16 protein-coding genes are annotated in these 16,211 nt (G+C 69.6%); 4 read left to right on the top strand and 12 right to left on the bottom strand.

Annotation, left to right across the window (positions count from 1 at the left end):
- Nucleotides 1-227: 227 nt before the first annotated feature.
- From FBZ83_RS31150 to FBZ83_RS31115, 8 genes are all read right to left on the bottom strand, one after another.
- Nucleotides 228-1,517 (bottom strand): amidohydrolase family protein, encoded by a 1,290-nt coding sequence (locus tag FBZ83_RS31150; RefSeq protein WP_145691156.1) that lies wholly within the window; start codon nt 1,515-1,517, stop codon nt 228-230.
- Nucleotides 1,517-2,440 carry an ABC transporter permease gene (locus FBZ83_RS31145; protein WP_145691154.1) on the bottom strand — a complete coding sequence of 308 codons (924 nt, stop codon included), beginning with the start codon at nt 2,438-2,440 and terminating at the stop codon, nt 1,517-1,519. The genes FBZ83_RS31150 and FBZ83_RS31145 overlap by 1 nt, the downstream gene beginning before the upstream one ends.
- Nucleotides 2,441-2,445: 5 nt before the next feature.
- Nucleotides 2,446-3,495: an ABC transporter permease gene (locus tag FBZ83_RS31140; RefSeq protein WP_145691152.1), complete on the bottom strand. Its 1,050-nt coding sequence runs from the start codon at nt 3,493-3,495 to the stop codon at nt 2,446-2,448.
- 171 nt (nt 3,496-3,666) lie between these two features.
- Nucleotides 3,667-5,214: an ABC transporter ATP-binding protein gene (locus tag FBZ83_RS31135; RefSeq protein ID WP_145691151.1), complete on the bottom strand. Its 1,548-nt coding sequence runs from the start codon at nt 5,212-5,214 to the stop codon at nt 3,667-3,669.
- 204 nt (nt 5,215-5,418) lie between these two features.
- Nucleotides 5,419-6,423, bottom strand: coding sequence for a BMP family protein (locus tag FBZ83_RS31130; protein ID WP_145691149.1), 1,005 nt, complete (start codon nt 6,421-6,423; stop codon nt 5,419-5,421).
- A 148-nt stretch (nt 6,424-6,571) separates the two neighbouring features.
- Nucleotides 6,572-7,207: a uracil phosphoribosyltransferase gene (gene upp / locus FBZ83_RS31125; protein ID WP_145691148.1), complete on the bottom strand. Its 636-nt coding sequence runs from the start codon at nt 7,205-7,207 to the stop codon at nt 6,572-6,574.
- 29 nt (nt 7,208-7,236) lie between these two features.
- Entirely contained in the window at nt 7,237-8,445 is a 1,209-nt protein-coding gene (locus tag FBZ83_RS31120) for a URC4/urg3 family protein (RefSeq protein ID WP_247888553.1), read from the bottom strand.
- Nucleotides 8,442-9,704 (bottom strand): GTP cyclohydrolase II, encoded by a 1,263-nt coding sequence (locus FBZ83_RS31115; protein WP_145691146.1) that lies wholly within the window; start codon nt 9,702-9,704, stop codon nt 8,442-8,444. Before FBZ83_RS31115 ends, FBZ83_RS31120 begins: the two co-directional genes overlap by 4 nt.
- Nucleotides 9,705-9,955: 251 nt before the next feature.
- On the opposite strand from FBZ83_RS31115, the gene FBZ83_RS31110 reads away from it, so the two are divergent.
- Entirely contained in the window at nt 9,956-10,294 is a 339-nt protein-coding gene (locus tag FBZ83_RS31110) for a hypothetical protein (RefSeq protein WP_145691144.1), read from the top strand.
- Between the two features lie 96 nt (nt 10,295-10,390).
- On the opposite strand, the gene FBZ83_RS31105 is transcribed toward FBZ83_RS31110, so the two are convergent.
- Nucleotides 10,391-10,813, bottom strand: a complete 423-nt coding sequence (locus FBZ83_RS31105) for a hypothetical protein (RefSeq protein ID WP_247888552.1) — start codon at nt 10,811-10,813, stop codon at nt 10,391-10,393.
- A gap of 388 nt (nt 10,814-11,201) precedes the next feature.
- Here FBZ83_RS31105 and FBZ83_RS31100 point away from each other — a divergent pair, with 388 nt between their 5' ends.
- Nucleotides 11,202-13,292: a cellulase family glycosylhydrolase gene (locus FBZ83_RS31100; RefSeq protein WP_145691139.1), complete on the top strand. Its 2,091-nt coding sequence runs from the start codon at nt 11,202-11,204 to the stop codon at nt 13,290-13,292.
- A gap of 82 nt (nt 13,293-13,374) precedes the next feature.
- On the opposite strand, the gene FBZ83_RS31095 is transcribed toward FBZ83_RS31100, so the two are convergent.
- Entirely contained in the window at nt 13,375-13,833 is a 459-nt protein-coding gene (locus tag FBZ83_RS31095) for a hypothetical protein (RefSeq protein WP_145691137.1), read from the bottom strand.
- A gap of 42 nt (nt 13,834-13,875) precedes the next feature.
- Complete coding sequence (locus FBZ83_RS31090; RefSeq protein WP_145691135.1) at nt 13,876-14,289, bottom strand: hypothetical protein; 414 nt, start codon at nt 14,287-14,289, stop codon at nt 13,876-13,878.
- A 262-nt stretch (nt 14,290-14,551) separates the two neighbouring features.
- On the opposite strand from FBZ83_RS31090, the gene FBZ83_RS31085 reads away from it, so the two are divergent.
- A complete protein-coding gene (locus FBZ83_RS31085; protein ID WP_145691133.1) occupies nt 14,552-14,929 on the top strand; it encodes a hypothetical protein in 378 nt (125 codons plus the stop codon).
- A gap of 116 nt (nt 14,930-15,045) precedes the next feature.
- Here the strand turns inward: FBZ83_RS31085 and FBZ83_RS31080 are convergent, their stop codons facing one another.
- Nucleotides 15,046-15,960, bottom strand: coding sequence for a lytic transglycosylase domain-containing protein (locus tag FBZ83_RS31080; protein ID WP_145691131.1), 915 nt, complete (start codon nt 15,958-15,960; stop codon nt 15,046-15,048).
- A gap of 39 nt (nt 15,961-15,999) precedes the next feature.
- Here FBZ83_RS31080 and FBZ83_RS31715 point away from each other — a divergent pair.
- Nucleotides 16,000-16,211: hypothetical protein (locus FBZ83_RS31715; protein WP_145691129.1), on the top strand; the 212-nt coding region annotated here is incomplete at its 3' end.

The following is a 16,211-nucleotide window of genomic DNA, read 5'->3' as shown; positions in this document are numbered from 1 at the left end:
GACGTGGGAGAGTAGGTCGCCGCCAGGTCACCACGGCACACGCCAAACCATCCAAGGGCTTGGACGGACACGGTTTCACACACGCTTGACAATCGGCTTCATGAACGACAAAGCCGGCGCTTCTCCCTGTGGGAAGCGCCGGCTTTTCGTCGTGTCCGGGGTGTCGCACCGGGCCCCCTCCCTAACCCTCCCCCGCCGAAGGCGGGGGAGGGTTAGGGAGGGCGGTGTTACCGGGCCCGCGCTGTGGGCAGGGTGAAGGACACCGACTCCGGGCGGCCCGGCAGGGAAAGCTGGGCCTCCACCGGGGCGCAGCGGCTGACCACGGCGCCGCGGCGCAGGACGAACAGGCGGGTGGCGCGGGTGCGGATCGCCTCCACCGGGTCGGCGGCCTGGAGCACCACCAGATCGGCGTGGCAGCCCACCTCCAGCCCGTAGCCGTCGAGGTGCAGCAGCTTGGCCGGCGCCTCGGTCACCGCGCGGAAGCAGGCGAGCATTCCGTCATAGCCGGTCATCTGCCCGACATGCAGGCCCATGTGCGCGACCTCCAGCATGTCGCCGGAGCCGAGCGGGTACCAGGGGTCCATCACGCAGTCGTGACCCAGCGCCACGGTCAGGCCGGCGCCCATCAGCTCCGGCACGCGGGTCATGCCGCGGCGCTTGGGGTAGGTGTCGTGGCGCCCCTGGAGCGTGATGTTGATGAGCGGGTTGGCGATGACGCCGAGGTTCGCCTCGACCATCAGCGGGATCAGCTTGGAGACGTAGTAGTTGTCCATGGAATGCATGGAGGTGAGGTGCGAGCCGGTCACCCGGCCCTGCATCCCCAACCGTTGCGTCTCGTAGGCCAGCGTCTCGACATGGCGGGACAGCGGGTCGTCGGACTCGTCGCAATGCATGTCGACCAGCAGCCCGCGCTCCGCCGCGATCTCGCAGAGCAGCTTCACGGAGGCCGCACCATCGGCCATCGTCCGCTCGAAATGCGGGATGCCGCCGACCACGTCCACGCCCATGTCGAGCGCGCGCTTCAGCAGATCCACGGCGCCGGGCGCGCGCAGGACGCCGTCCTGCGGGAAGGCGACCAGCTGCAGGTCGAGATAGGGGGCGACCCGCCGCTTGACCTCCAGCAGCGATTCCACGGCCAGCAGGCGCGGGTCGCAGACGTCGACATGGCTGCGGATCGCCAGCAGGCCGCGCGCCACCGCCCAGTCGCAATAGGCCAGCGCCCGCTCGACGATGGCGTCCTGGACGAGCTGCGGCTTCAACTCCCCCCACAGCGCGATGCCCTCCAGCAGCGTGCCGGAGCGGTTGACCCGCGGCAGGCCGTAGCTGAGCGTGGAGTCCATGTGGAAGTGGGAATCGACGAAGGGCGGCGTGACCAGCCGGCCGGTGGCGTCGATCTCCTCCCCGGCGGGGCCGGGCAGGTCCTTCTCCACCGCGGCGATGCGGCCCTCGCGGACGCCGATGTCCATGCCGGTGCGGCCGTCGGGCAGCGTGGCGCGGCGCAGGATCAGATCGAACATCAGCGTTCTCCTTTGCGGTACGGGATCATCAGCGCCCGCGGGTAGGAGGCGCGGCGCGCCACCAGCACCAGCGCCAGGATGCTCAACAGGTAGGGCATCATCAGGAACAGCTGGTAGGGCAGGACGCCCCCCGCCACCTGCTGGAGCCGCAATTGCAGCGCGTCGAAGGCGGCGAACAGCACCGCGCCGAGAAGCGCCTTGCCGGGCCGCCAGGAAGCGAAGACGACCAGCGCGATGCAGATCCAGCCGCGCCCGTTGACCATGTTGAAGAAGAAGGCATTGAAGGCCGACAGGGTGAGGAAGGCCCCGGCCAGCGCCATCAGCGCGCTTCCCGCCACCACCGCGCCGATGCGCACCGCGGTAACGCTGAGGCCCTGGGCCTCGGCCGCCGCCGGATTCTCGCCGACCATGCGCACCGCCAGCCCGACCGGCGTGCGGTAGAGGACGTAGGCGACCGCGGCGACGAGGATCAGCGCCATGTAGGTCATCGGCGTCTGGGCCAGCGCGCCGGGCAGGGCCAGCGGCTGGAACGGCTCGATGGTCGGCGGGGTGCTCGCCTGCGGCAGGACGAGGCGGTAGACGAAGTAGGACAGGCTGGTGCCGAGCAGCGTGACGCCGATGCCCGCCACATGCTGCGACAGGCCCAGCGGCACCGTCAGCGTGGCGTGCAGCAGCCCCATCAGCCCGCCGCAGAGTGCGGCCACCAGCACGCCGGTCCACAGGTCGGCGCCCTGGTAGACGGCCATCCAGCCGGCCATGGCGCCCATCGTCATGATGCCTTCGATGCCGAGGTTCAGCACGCCCGCCCGCTCGCACAGCAGCTCGCCCAGCGTGCCCAGGATGTAGGGGGTGGCGATGCGCAGCACCGCCGTCCAGAAGGCGGCGGAGACCAGGATGTCAAGGATCGTTTGGAACAGCTCCATGGCGCTCACCCCCGCCGCAGCCGGTAGCGCGTCAGCAGCCCGGCGACCAGCATGCACAGCAGGCTGGTGGCGACGAGCACGTCGGCGATGTAGTTGGGCACCGGCATGGCGCGGCTCATGGCGTCGGCGCCGACGAAGATGCCGGCGATGAAGACCGCCGCCCCGACCACGCCCACCGGGTGAAGCTGCGCCAGCATGGCGACGACGATGCCGCTGTAGCCGAAGCCCGGCGACAGGTCGAGCGTCAGGTAGCCCTTGAGCCCGCAGACCTCGATCACCCCGGCCAGCCCGGCCAACCCGCCGGACAGCAGGGCGGTGCGCAGCATGACGCGGGTCACCGGCATCCCGGCGAAGGCCGCGGCGCGCGGGTTGGCGCCGACTGCCCGGTTCTCGTAGCCCCAGATGGTCCGGGTGTCGATCAGCCAGAGCAGCGCCGACAGGCCCAGCGCGACCAGCAGGCCGGTGTGCAGCCGCGTGCGCTCCACCAGCTTGGGCAGCTCCGCCGCCTCGACGACCGGCGCGGACTGCGGCCAGCCCATGCCCATGGGGTCCTTCAGCGCGCCCTCCAGCAGCATGGAGACGAGCAGCAGGACGATGAAGTTCAGCAGCAGCGTCGTCACCACCTCGTCCACGCCGAAGCGCACCTTCAGCACGGCGGGACCGAGCAGCGTGGCGCCCCCGGCGGCGGCCCCGGCGATCATCACGGTCGGCAGCAGCAGCCAGGCCGGCAGGTCGAGCATGCCGCCGCCCAGCACCACGGCGACGAGCGCGCCCATGTAGAGCTGTCCCTCCGCCCCGATGTTCCACAGCTTGGCGCGGAAGGCGACGGCGGCGGCGAGGCCGGTGAGGATCAGCGGGGTGGCGCGGGTCAGCGTCTCGGTCAGGGCGAAGCGGGAGCCGGCGGCCCCCTCCAGCAGCAGGCCGTAGGCGCGCAGCACCGGCGCGCCGGTCCAGGCGACCAGCAGCGCGCAGAGCGCCAGCGCCGCCGCCACCGCCGCCACGGGCGCCAGCAGGCGGGCGGCCAGCGGGGTATGCTCTCGCGGTTCAAGCCGCATGGTTTTTTCCTTGTTTCTTAATCCCGCGACGGCACTCAAGCCGCGTCTTGGCCCCCATCCCGACCCTCCCGCGCTTTGCGGGAGAGGGGGCCTTTTGCGAAGCGGCGGCAGTCCCCTCCACCTCGTAGAGGGGGAGGGTTAGGGAGGGGGCATCCAAAGAAAGGACTCCGCTCATGGCACGCCCTCCCCGACGATCTCCGGCAAAATCTCCCAATGCCCGGCCATCAGCAGGCCGAGCTGGCGGACCGACACGCGGCCGTGGGGCAGAACGGGGGTGAGGCGCCCGTGATAGGCGACGGTGATGCCGTCGGCCAGCGCCAGGATCTCGTCGAGGTCCTCGGAGATCACCAGCACCCCGGCCCCGGCGGCGCGGGCCTCCAGCAGCCGCCCATGGACGTAGGACACCGCGCCCACGTCGAGGCCGCGGGTGGGCTGGCTCGCCAGGATCAGGTCCGGCCCGTGGGCCAGCGTGCGCCCCAGGATCAGCTTCTGCATGTTGCCGCCGGACAGCAGCTGCGTGCGGGCGTCCGGACCCGGACAGCGCACGTCGAACGCCGCGATCACCTCCTCGGCGTAGGCGCGGGCGGCCCCCCGGCGGATCAGGCCGAAGCGCTGGAAGGCCGGGTCGTGGTAGCGCTCGGCGATCAGGTTCTCCCACACCGCCATGGCGCCGACGAGGCCGGCGGCGTGGCGGTCCTCCGGGATGCGGGCGACGCCGCGGCGGACCATCTCCGCCGGGCTGGCGTTGCCGGCGGCTTCGCCCTTCAGCGCCATGGTCCCGGAATCGGGGTGGATCAGGCCGCTGACCAGCTCGGCCAACGCCGTCTGCCCATTGCCCGACACGCCGGCGATGCCGACGATCTGGCGGCGGCGCACGGTCAGGTCCACCGCGTCGAGCAGCGGGCGCCCGTGGCCGGAGGCGACGGTCACGCCGGACAGCGTCAGCACCGGCTCGCCCGGCTCCAGCGGGGTCGGAGTGGGCGGCTTCAGGGCGCGGCCGACCATCAGCTCGGCCAGCTCCTCGCGGTCGGTCTCGGCGGTGTTGCGGGTGGCGACGAGGCGCCCGCCGCGCAGCACGGCGACCGTGTCGCTGGCCGCGAAGACCTCGTTCATCTTGTGGCTGATGAAGACCACGGCCAGACCGTCGGCGGTCAGGCGGCGCAGCGTGTCGAACAGGCTGGCGGATTCCTGCGGGGTCAGGACCGCGGTCGGCTCGTCCAGGATCAGGACGCGGGCGTCGCGGTAGAGCGCCTTCAGGATCTCGGCCCGCTGCCGCTCGCCCACCGACAGGTCGCCGACCAGCGCGTCGGGCCGCACCTCCAGCCCGAAGCGGCGGGCGAGGTCGAGCAGCTTGACCTTGGCGGCGGCGCGGTCGGAGCGCGGGCGCCACAGCGACTCCGTGCCCACGGCGATGTTGTCGAGCACCGACAGGTTGTCGGCCAAGGTGAAGTGCTGGTGGACCATGCCGATCCCGGCGGCCAGCGCCGCGCGGGGAGAGCCGGGGGGAAGCGGCTGGCCGAACGCCTCGATGCTGCCCTCGTCGGCCACGTAATGGCCGAACAGGATGTTCATCAGGGTCGTCTTGCCGGCGCCGTTCTCGCCCAGCAGGGCCAGCACCTCGCCCTTGTGGAGCGTCAGCGAGATGGAATCGTTGGCGACGAGCGGCCCGAACCGCTTCGTGATGCCGGAGAGGCGGAGGACGATGGGGGGTGATGTCATGGATGTCCGCGGGGTGCCGGGGAGGCAACAGAAAACGCAATAAAATCCCCCCTCCCCTCCGGGGAGAGGGTTAGGGTGAGGGGGTTGCGCGTCTCGGCACGTCCGGCAAAAGCGCAACCCCCTCACCGGCCCTTCGGGCCACCCTCTCCCCAGAGGGGAGAGGGTTCGATGGCCTCCCTCACAGGAGGGAGAAGGAAATGTGGATCACATCGTCGACTTGGGCTCGTTGTCGTTCACCTTCACGGTGAACTTGCCGTCGAGGATCTCCTGCTCGCGGGCCTTCACCTTGGCCATCACGTCGGCGGGAACCTTGCCCTCGAAGGTACCGAGCGGAGCGAGGCTGGAGCCCTTGTGGACCATCTGGCTGTAGGGGCCGTAATCCTCGGCCTTGTAGCTGCCCGCCTTCACCGCGGCGATGGCGCGGTCCACCGATGGCTCCATGTGCCACAGCGCGCTGGCGACCACGGTCTCCGGATACTGCGGCTGGGTGTTGATGACGTTGCCGATGGCCAGGACCTTGCGCTCCTTGGCGGCGTCGGACACGCCGAAGCGCTCGGCATACATCACGTCGGCGCCGCGGTCGATCATCGCGAAGGCGGCTTCCTTGGCCTTCGGCGGGTCGAACCAGGACCCGATGAAGCTGACCATGAACTTCACGTTCGGGTTCACCTCCTTGGCGCCCTCCATGAAGGCGTTCATCAGGCGGTTCACCTCCGGGATCGGGTAGCCGCCGACCATGCCGATGACGTTCGACTTGGACACCGCACCCGCGATCATGCCGGTCAGGTAGGCCGGCTCCTGGATGTAGTTGTCGAAAACCGAGAAGTTCGGCTCCTGCGGCTTGAAGCTGGAGCCCATGACGAAGGCGGTCTTGGGATAGTCCTTGGCGACGGCGCGGGCCGCGCGCTCGACGCCGAAGACCTCGCCGAAGACGAGCTGCTGGCCGCCCTCGGCGTACTGGCGCATCACGCGCTCATAATCGGTGTTGGCGACCGACTCGGCCCAGACATACTCGATCTCGCCACGGGCCTCGGCGGCCTTCAGGGCGGTGTGGATGCGGCTGACCCACTGCTGCTCGATCGGCACGGTGTAGATGCCGGCGACCTTGACCTTCGACTGAGCCCAGGCGGGCAGAGCCATCGCCGCGACGGCCACCGCGGCCGCGCCACACAGGACGGCGCGCCGCGCCACGCCCAACAGGTTCCCCATTTTGCAACCCCCTCCGTCTGCTTTGCTGTTTCAGCTCAGAAATGCAGCAGAGACGTTGCAACGGCAATGCCATTCCGTGCGCGTCAGCCCTGCTGCGGCTCTCACGGGTCGGCAGGGTGGCATGTGACCAAAAGGGCGGCAACGATTCTCAGCGGGTGCCGTAAAGCCGGTCGCCCGCGTCACCCAGGCCGGGCAGGATGTAGCCGTTCCCGTCCAGCCGCTCGTCCACCGCGGCGGTGAAGACCGGCACGTCGGGATGCGCGTCGTGGAAGGTGCGCAGGCCCTCCGGGGCGGCCACCAGGACGGCCAGCTTGATTGAGGCCGCACCCGCGTCCTTCAGCCGGTGCACCGCCGCGACGGCTGTGTGGCCGGTGGCGAGCATGGGATCGACCAGGATGACCAGCCGGTCCTCGATGTCCTCCGGCACCTTGAAGAAATACTCGACCGGGGTCAGCGTCTCCTGGTCGCGGTAGAGGCCGATGTGCCCGATGCGGGCCGATGGCAGCAGGGTGCGCATGCCGTCGAGCAGCCCTTGCCCGGCCCGCAGGATGGAGACGAGGCACAGCTTCTTGCCGGTCAGCAGCGGCGCGTCGAAGGTTGCCAGCGGCGTTTCCACCGGGCGGTCCTCCAGGGGAAGGTCGCGCGTCAGCTCGTAGCCCATCAGCTGCGACACCTCCCGCATCACCTCGTGGAACCGGGCGGTGGGGGTCTCCCGCCGCCGCAGAAGGGTCAGCTTGTGCTGGACCAGAGGATGGTCGATGACGGTGAGTGTCGGGATGGGCATGGGCGACCCTTCGGGTGGTTGGCGTCACATCAGAAGACGGTCCCGTCGCTGCGGATGCGGATCGGCGGGCCGCCGCCGGGGCGGCGCTCGCGGGCGATCCGGCGTCCGGCGGTCCAGGTCCCGCCCTGGAGAACCTTGGCGAGCGGGAAGCTTTCCGCGGGCACGCCCAGCCGGGCGCGCACCGCATCGGCGAGGCGGTCGAGCAGGGCGACGGTCAGGGCGCGCCACTCCACCACCGCCTCGTCCCCCACCTCCAGCGCGTCGGTGAGGAGGCGCGGGTCCTTCGGCACCAGAACGCCGCTGTCCACCAGCAGCCCGCCGTTGCGGTATTCCGGCAGGCCGGTCAGCCGGTCCAGCCCGGTGACGGCGATGCCCGCCCCCTCCAGCGGCTCGACCAGCGAGTAGCTGAGCCATTGCGACAGCTTGTGGAAGGGGACGAGGCCGACCGCCGAATGGGTCCAACTGTCACCGAGATTGACGCCGCCGCGCTCGATCCGGCCCGGCCAGATCGGTCCCAGCCCGCGCAGCACCGCGTCGAGGATGGCGGAGGCGGGAAGCGTGCCGTCCACGGCCTGCGCCTTCAGCGCGTCGTAGAGGGTGCCGACCCGCCCCGGCGTGCCGAACAGGTCGGGCGCGGCGGTCAGCGCGCTTCCCAGACGGCGCAGCAGCGCCGCGCGACCCTCCAGCCCGACCAGCGGGTTGTCCGGCCCGGCCTGGAAGCCGCGGGCGAGCGCCGTCTCGGTCATGGCGGAGAGGGCCGCCGCGTCGGCGCGCAGCGGGGCGTGGACCGGGTCGTCGGCGAAGCCGCCCGCGCGGAACAGGTCGAAGCTGGCGATGGCCAACCCTTCGGAGCGGGCCAGTTCCACCCCCGCGGCGTCGCGGTAGCGCCAGCGGTCGCCCGCCCCGGCGTCGAGCAGAACGCTGGTCACCGCGAGGTCGAAGCGGATGCGCGCGATCTCGTCGGCGTCCGCCCCCAGCCCGGCGGCGAGCGTCGCCCAGCGGTCGTCGCCGTTCACCACGAAGTGCCGCCAGCGGCTGTGGTAGGGGACGTCCAAGTCCGGGTAGGATTCCCGCGTCACCGCGGCGACCAGGGCGGCGGCGTCATCCAGCCGGTCCGGGCGAAACGCGAAATGGGCGAGGTCGCCGCGCTCGGCCTTCGCAAGGATCGCGTGGGCGCGCTGGCGCACCGCGTCGGCGGAGAGCAGCCACCCCACGTCATCGTCGCCGGCGGCGCTCAATCGGTCAGCCCCCGGCCCTTGGCGACGGTCAGCTCCTCCGCGGTCGGCACGGCGGGGGTGAAATAGCCGGCGGCCTTCTTGGCGTCCATCTCCACCTTGGCGTCGTCGGGGATCAGCTCCTCGGGGATCGGGATCTGCTCGACGATCTCGATCCCGGCGCGGCGGATGGCGTCGGACTTCATGTTGCTCATCGACACCATGCGATCGATGCGGGTGACGCCCAGCCAGTGGAAGACGTCGGGCATCAGCTCCTGGAAGCGCATGTCCTGGACGCCGGCCACGCATTCCGTCCGCTCGAAATAGGCTTCCGCGCGGTCGCCGCCGGGCTGGCGCTTGCGGGCGTTGTAGACCAGGAACTTGGTCACCTCGCCGAGCGCGCGCCCTTCCTTGCGGTTGTAGATGACCAGGCCGGCGCCGTTCTCCTGCGCGGTGCGGATGCACTCCTCGACGCCGTGGGTCAGGTAGGGCCGGCAGGTGCAGATGTCCGAGCCGAAGACGTCCGAGCCGTTGCACTCGTCATGGACCCGGCAGGCGACCTGGCGCGCCGGGTCGGTCAGCGCCGCCACGTCGCCCAGGATGTAGACGGTCAGCCCGTTGATCGGCGGCAGGAAGACCTTCAGGTCGGGGCGGGTCACCAGCTCCGGGAACATGCTGCCGGTGTGCTCGAACAGGCCGCGGCGCAGCGCGCTCTCGGTGATGCCGAAGCGCTTGGCGATGCCGGGCAGGAACCACACCGGCTCGATGGCGACCTTGGTCACGCGGGCGTCGCCGCTGGGCAGCAGGATCTGGCCGTCCGCCGCCAGCCGCCCGGCGCGCATGGCGTCCACCAGCTCCGGCATCTTGATGCGGGCCTTGGTCACGGCGATGGTCGGGCGGACGTCGACGCCGCGCGCCAGATGATCGCCGAAGGCCTCGCTGACCATATGGCCGAAGGGGTCGATGGAGACGATCTTCTCCGGGTCGCCCCATTGCGGGTGCGGGCCGATGGGTTCCGCCGGCGCGGTGTTGGTCAGGTCCGGGACGTGATAGGCGCTGAGCTGCCCCGCCGCGACGGCGAGCGCCCGGTAGACCGCGTAGCTGCCGGCGTGGGCGCCGATGGAATTGCGCTGCGCCGGGTCGGAGAGCGAGGCGACGACCGGACCGCGCTCCGCGGCGGTGGGGGCGCCCCAGTGGACCGGGGTGTAGCGCGGCTTGGCGCCGCCGGTCGGGTGCGAGGCGAGCACGATGTGACGTTGCGGCTGGTTGCGGCGGCTTTCCATACGGACGCTCCCGATGCCATTCACCATGCGACAGTGTGACACAGTTTCGGCGCCTGCGAACACCAAATCGAATGGCCGCAACCTCTGACGTTCGTTCGGTCTTCGACCCGCCATTTCCGCCTGGGAGCACCCCCTTCGGGGAATAAGGGGTGCCCGAAATTTGTCCCAGGGCGGATGGTTGGAGCCAGAGCTTGGGCACACGATCTGCTGTTAGGATCGGGTCAACCGATTGCAGAAAAAGGATGCAGGGAATGTCCGTCCACACAGGCGCGGGCCATTCAGGCAAAGGTGGTTTCGGCAAACGTGGCTGGGGCGTGGCGCTGGGAAGCCTGGTGCTGACCGTCGCGCTGGCCGCGCCGGCGCTGGCCGACGACCACGGGCGCTGGAAGAAGCACAAGCACAAGCATCACCATCGTGGCCACGGCCCCGTGGTGATCTACGAGCCGCCGCCACCCGTCGTGGTGATGCGCCGCCCGCCGCCCGTCTATTACGCTCCGGCGCCGCGTGTGGTCTACGCACCGCCGCCCCCGCCGGTCTACTACGCGCCCGCACCGGGCCTCAGCGTCCAGATGAACATCCCGCTGCGCTGAGGCCGCCGTCCTGCGGAAGGCGGCCCGCGACGGGGCGCGCCTTCATCGCAGGGCTGTCACAGCCGGGCTCTCACCGGGGGCTTTTTGCCGGGGCCGTCACTTCAGGACGCGGCACGGATCCACGATCAGCATGTCCACCGGCTCGTCCTCGCCCTTGGCCGGCATGTCCTCGTGCTTGGGGATCAGCAGGCAGCGCCCGTCCTGAAGCAGGACGGCCTTGACCCGGAACCACATCGTCTTCGGGTTGCTGCCGAAGGTGATTTCAAACGAGTCGCCCGCCGCGATGCGCGCGGGCACCGGGACGTTGCCGTACTCGCGGCAGGTGTGGGTGAACACCCAGTTGCGGCACAATTTGAAGGTCGCCGACCCGCTGGTGGTCACCAGCGACACGCTCTGCCCCACGGCGGGAACCGGCGACGCCTGCGCCGGCGCGCCGGCAAGCGCGGTTGCCAGGGCGACGGTCAACACCGCCGTCAACACCGCCGTCCAAGGGGCCACCGCCATCCTCATGCCCGTCATCATCCACCATCCGTCACGGCGCGCAGTGTAGCACGCGCGGCTTCGCCCGCGGGTTGACACTTCGGAAGGGCGGAACCCGCGCCGGCTCGCACCACGCTGTCCACACGACGACGGCGGGCATCGTCCGTTCGTGAAACGCCGGCCGTCCCCTGTGACCAGCCTGGGGCAAGACCATCGAACGATCCCGTACGAGGGGCTCGCCGACGCCCCCCGGCGCATCCCGGCAAAGCCAGGGCGGGCCTGCTGTTGCGCCGCCGCATCAGGCAACGCCGGCCGCCGGCCGCTCCTATTTGCCACAAATGGTTAATTTATTTTAAATGAATTGTTAGCATCTCGTTAACCATCTGAAGCCACCGTCTGCCCATCGAAACCGCAATGGAATAGACAAATGGCGACGACCTCCACTGGTTTGACCAAGTCCAAAATCGTCGTGAACGCCTATGGCACCTCTTCGGACGCTGTGAATCCTCACTTTCGTCTGATGATCGACGGCAAGGATGTTGGTCAGGCGTCGGTGGGCTCGGCCGAGCCGAAAGCCTATACATTCGACGTTGACGTTTCCTCTGGTCAAGCACACAAAGTCCAGGTTGTTTATGACAACGACGACGTGAACGCCGGGTCGAACCGCGACCTGGGCATCAAGTCCATCGTCGTCAACGGCCACACGCTGAGCCCGACCGACGCGAGCTACGAGCGGCACGACGACACCGGCGGGACCATGGCCGGCCAGGAAGGGCTGTGGTGGAACGGGGCGCTGACCTTCTCCACCCCGTCGTCGCTCTACGGCGCGGCCGCCGACACCGTCATCGACAAGGCGACCTCCGGCAGCAGCGCCGCCGCTCCGGAGGCCGACAGCGCCGCCACGGGCGGCAGCGACGGCGCCGCCACCGGCTCCTCGACCATCACCATCAACGCCCGCGGCACCGCCGCGGCGGGCCAGAACGCGCACTTCACGGTGCTGGCGGACGGCAAGGCGATCGGCGAGGGGACGGCCGGCACGGACTCGAAGGACTTCTCCTTCAAGACCGATCTCGCCGCCGATCAGGCGCACAAGATCCAGGTCCAGTACGACAACGACGCCACGGTGAACGGCCAGGACCGCAACCTGCATGTCGGCAGCGTGACCATCAACGGCCACGAATACGCCCCGACCGACTCCGCGGTCAGCTACGACAGGGGCGCGCTCGACGGCAAGGACGTCATCAAGGGGCAGGCCGACCTGTGGTGGAACGGCACGCTGGTGGTCGAGGCCGACAAGGGCCTGTTCACCGCCGACTCCGCCTCCGCGCCCTCCGCAGCGCCGAGCACGCCGCCGAGTACGGTCCCGGCTGCCCCGACCGCCCCGGTGACCACCCCCTCCACGGACAGCGGCGCCGGGTCCGCCAGCGGCTACCTGCACACCGAGGGCAGCCAGATCGTCGACAGCGCCGGCAACAACGTGAAGCTGACCGGTGTCAACTGGTTCGGCGCGGAGGGTTATGCCTTCGCCCCGCAGGGCTTGTGGCAGGACAGCTACAAGAACATCATGGACCAGATGCAGGACCAGGGCTTCAACACCATCCGTCTGCCCTGGTCGGACGCCATGCTGGACAACGGCCGCATGCCGACCGGCATCGACTATTCGAAGAATCCGGAGCTTCAGGGCAAGACCAGCCTTGAGGTGTTCGACAAGATCATCGACTACGCCGATCAGACCGGCATGAAGATCATCCTCGACCACCACCGCTCCGGCGACGGCGCCTCGGCCAACGAGAACGGGCTCTGGTACACCAGCCAGTATCCGGAATCGAAGATGACCGAGAACTGGAAGATGCTGGCCCAGCGCTACGCCGACAACCCGTCGGTCGTCGCCGCCGACCTGCACAACGAGCCGCACGGCCAGGCCACCTGGGGCGACGGCAACCAGGCCACCGACTGGAAGGCCGCGGCGGAGCGCATCGGCAACGCCGTCCAGTCGGTCAACCCGAACTGGCTGCTGATCGTCGAGGGCGTCGAGAACTCGTCGGAGGGGACCTACTGGTGGGGCGGCAACCTGGACGGCGTGAAGACCGACCCGGTCGACTTCAACGTCGACAACAAGCTGGTCTATTCCGTCCACGACTACCCGCCGTCGATGGCCGGCTTCGGCTGGTTCGACGATCCCGCCTATCCGAGCAACATGAAGGACATCTGGACGGACGCCTGGGGCTGGATCGTCCAGAAGGACATCGCGCCGGTCCTCGTCGGCGAGTTCGGCACCAAGCTGGAGACCAGTCAGGACAAGCAGTGGCTCGACGCCATGGTCAAGTACATGGACGGCGACTACAACGGCGACGGCAAGTCCGACCTTGCGGCGGGCGACCAGGGCGTCAGCTTCACCTACTGGGCCTGGAGCCCCGGCTCGGGCGACACCGGCGGCATCATGACCGACGACTGGGCGGTGAACACGGCGAAGATGCACGCCATCGAGCCGGCCCTGTTCGACGGCACGATCGCCTGATCGCAGGTTCCGCTCTTTGAAGGAGGGGCCCGGCGCCGGACGATCTCCGGCACCGGGCCCCTCCCGTTTTCAAACGCCGCGCTTACGCCGAGGCCGCCCCGCGCGGGCGGAACAGCGCCTCCGCTTCGGCCCGCGGGTCGCGGAAAAGGGTGGCCGGCTGTCCGGGGCGCCCGCCGCCGCCGGCCAGGATGGCCACCGTCTCGGCCAGCCACAGATAGGGTCCGCTGCGTCCGGCCTCCGGGAGGCGGGACAGGTCGCGCAGGTAATTGCCGACCGCCTGGGTCAGCGCCGGCTCGCCTGTGGCGCCCTGGACGCGGCCGGCGGCGGCGGCGAAGCGCCGGCGCTCCTCCGCGTCCGTCTTCACCCGTTCCTCCACGGCTTTCAGGAGCGCCGTCCGGGTGCGGGGACTGTTCAGCAGGTTCAGGGCCATCACGACCGGATCGACCGGCCTCGCGGGGCGCGAGGCGGGGGCATCCACGGCGGAATCCCTCATGCTGCGCCGCGGGTCGGCCCAGCGGCGCGTCGACTGTCCGTGCTGCATGGAATGTTTGGCTTTCTTTCCCCGGAAGGGCCGAGCAGCCCTTCAGATGGTGTAGGTTCCCTCGAACAGGTCGCCGAGCGCGAGGCGCATCAGGGACCGGGTCCGGGTGACGCGCCGATGCTCGTCGCGCGCGGTGACCATATGACAACGCCGGCAGAGCCACCGCCGTTCCATGGCGTTCTCCGCGGACAGCTCGATCGCGGCGGCGCGGCGGCGGTACAGCCCGACGATGCTGCGCGAGGTCCGGACCCCGGCATATTCGACCACGTCCGGCCAGGGGGCCAAGTCGCCTTCGTCGCTGAACCAGATCCCGTCAGGCGACAGCCAGCGGCCGTCCGGCAGGCAGCGCAACGTATGGCCGTGCGGGCGCCCGCAATGCTCGCAATGCGGAGCCGCGGTGCCGGGGACGACGGGACGGTCCTGATGTTCGGCGGGACGGTCGATGAGGCGGGCCATTCTGACCAGGGATGGTGGCTGCGAACAAAACCAAAACCGAATCTAGCGCATCGCACGGTCCGTGGGAATCCCCAACGATGGCCCGGCGGCGGTAATTCTTCGATCGCAGGTTATGACGAAAGCCGTGCGCGCCGCCGCCTCGGCACCTTCCGCGGGACCCGGCCGCCGCTTTTGCAAGCCGGCGGCGCCGGTCGGCGCATTTTGCCTCTGGTTCCGGTGCGCCACTGCCTATACGCTGTCAGGTAAATCGGAGCTACAGGTCATGGAAAAGGTAACTGTGCCGCAGACTTCGGCCGCGTCCGCCCCCGACAACGCCACCGATGGTGGTGTGAAACAGCGTGTCGACTTCGAACTGAACGGCGCCCGCATCGTCGCGTTCCTCGACAGCGACCAGCCCACCCAGCCCGGCGGCATCATGTGGCCGCAGGTTGCCGAATCCTACGCCGCGGAGCAGGGGATCGGCATGAGCGACGCCCGCTGGTACAGCGTGCAGCCCTACCGCTTCGCGAACGGGCGCCCCAACGTCAACGAATACCGCCCCAACGGCCAGACCTGGAAATTCGAGACCAACCTGAACACGGCGGCGGAGATCGTCCGCCGCCTCGGTCTGGACCTCGATTCCCTGCCGCTCGACATCTGATCCCACGCAAAGCGGAGTGATGCGCGGCTGCGCGCCCGCGCATCTATGCGGCTGCGCGCCCGCGCATCTATAGAGTGACGCCGGGCGCTGGCGCTTGTCACGACAATGCCGGGCGCTTACGCGCCCGGGGGCACCACGAAGCAGGCCATGCCCATGCCCGTCAGGCTGGCGCAGCTCTGCGCCGCGTCCTGCTGGGTCAGGCCGGTCAGCCGGGCGCGGTAGAGCGGCCCGTTCTGGGTGTCCACGGTCTGCACCACCCGCTCCGTGCGGCTCAACGTGCCCGGCATGGAGCGGCGCGCCCGGTCGATGATGCGGGCGCTGTCGTCGGGCGACCGGAAGGCGCCGAGCTGGACGGTCCAGCCGCCCGCCGCGGCGACCTTCACCGGCAGCGGCGTGGCCGCGATGACCGGAGGGGGCAGGGGGGCCACCGGCGGGGCCGGCACCGGAGTCACTGGCACCACCGGGGCCGGAGCGGCGGAGATGGGCGGAGGCTGCGTGACGGGCAGGCTGGCGACCTCCACCGCGCCACCGGTGATGCCGCCCTCCAGGCGCGGCGACACCGACGCGATGTAGCGCCGCGTCTCGCCGGGCAGGCGGCGGTTGCCGGCCAGATAGTCGGCGTAGCAGCCCGGCCCGCAATTGTAGGCGCCGAGGAAGCCTGGCGAGCCGAACAGGTCGTACATTTCTCTAAGATAGGCGGTGCCCGCCAGGATGTTGTCCCGCGGGTGATAGGGGTCGGAGCCCAGCCCGTGCTTGCGGCGCATCTCCGAATAGGTCACTGGCATCACCTGCATCAGGCCCATGGCGCCGGCGTGGCTGGTGATCGGGCGCCCGTTCATCATGGTGCGCCCGCCGCTCTCCTGGCGGATGACCTCGCGAATCCACTGCTCCGGCATGCCGAAGCGGCGCGAGGCCTCCGCGATGTGGGCGTCGATGTTGGTGTCGCGGGAGGAGGATGACGGGTCGCTGGCGCACGCCGCGAGAAGGCCGGACAGAAGGGCCGCCGTCAGGAGCGATTTTCTGAAACGCACAGTGCCGTCCACCTGTTGTGACGATCGATCGGATGACCGGTGGGTGACCGGGACGGCAAGATTGCACATTTCCCTCAAATCCTGAATGGCCCTGTCTGTGACCAATGGCTCTGTGACCAATGGCGCTGTAGCCACCAGCCCATTGTGACGCTGGCGTTTCAGAAAAAATGCGGAGCGATGAAAAAAGCTCTTGCCGGGTTTGGCCGAGGCGCCTATAACCCGGCTCCCACGACGCCGGGGCCGCTGAGAAG

Origin of the sequence: Azospirillum brasilense, from assembly GCF_007827815.1 — a bacterium.
In the GTDB taxonomy this organism is placed as follows: Bacteria; Pseudomonadota; Alphaproteobacteria; order Azospirillales; family Azospirillaceae; genus Azospirillum; species Azospirillum brasilense_C.
Note: the sequence above shows the minus strand (reverse complement) of the source record. Positions and strands in the feature narration are given on the sequence as shown.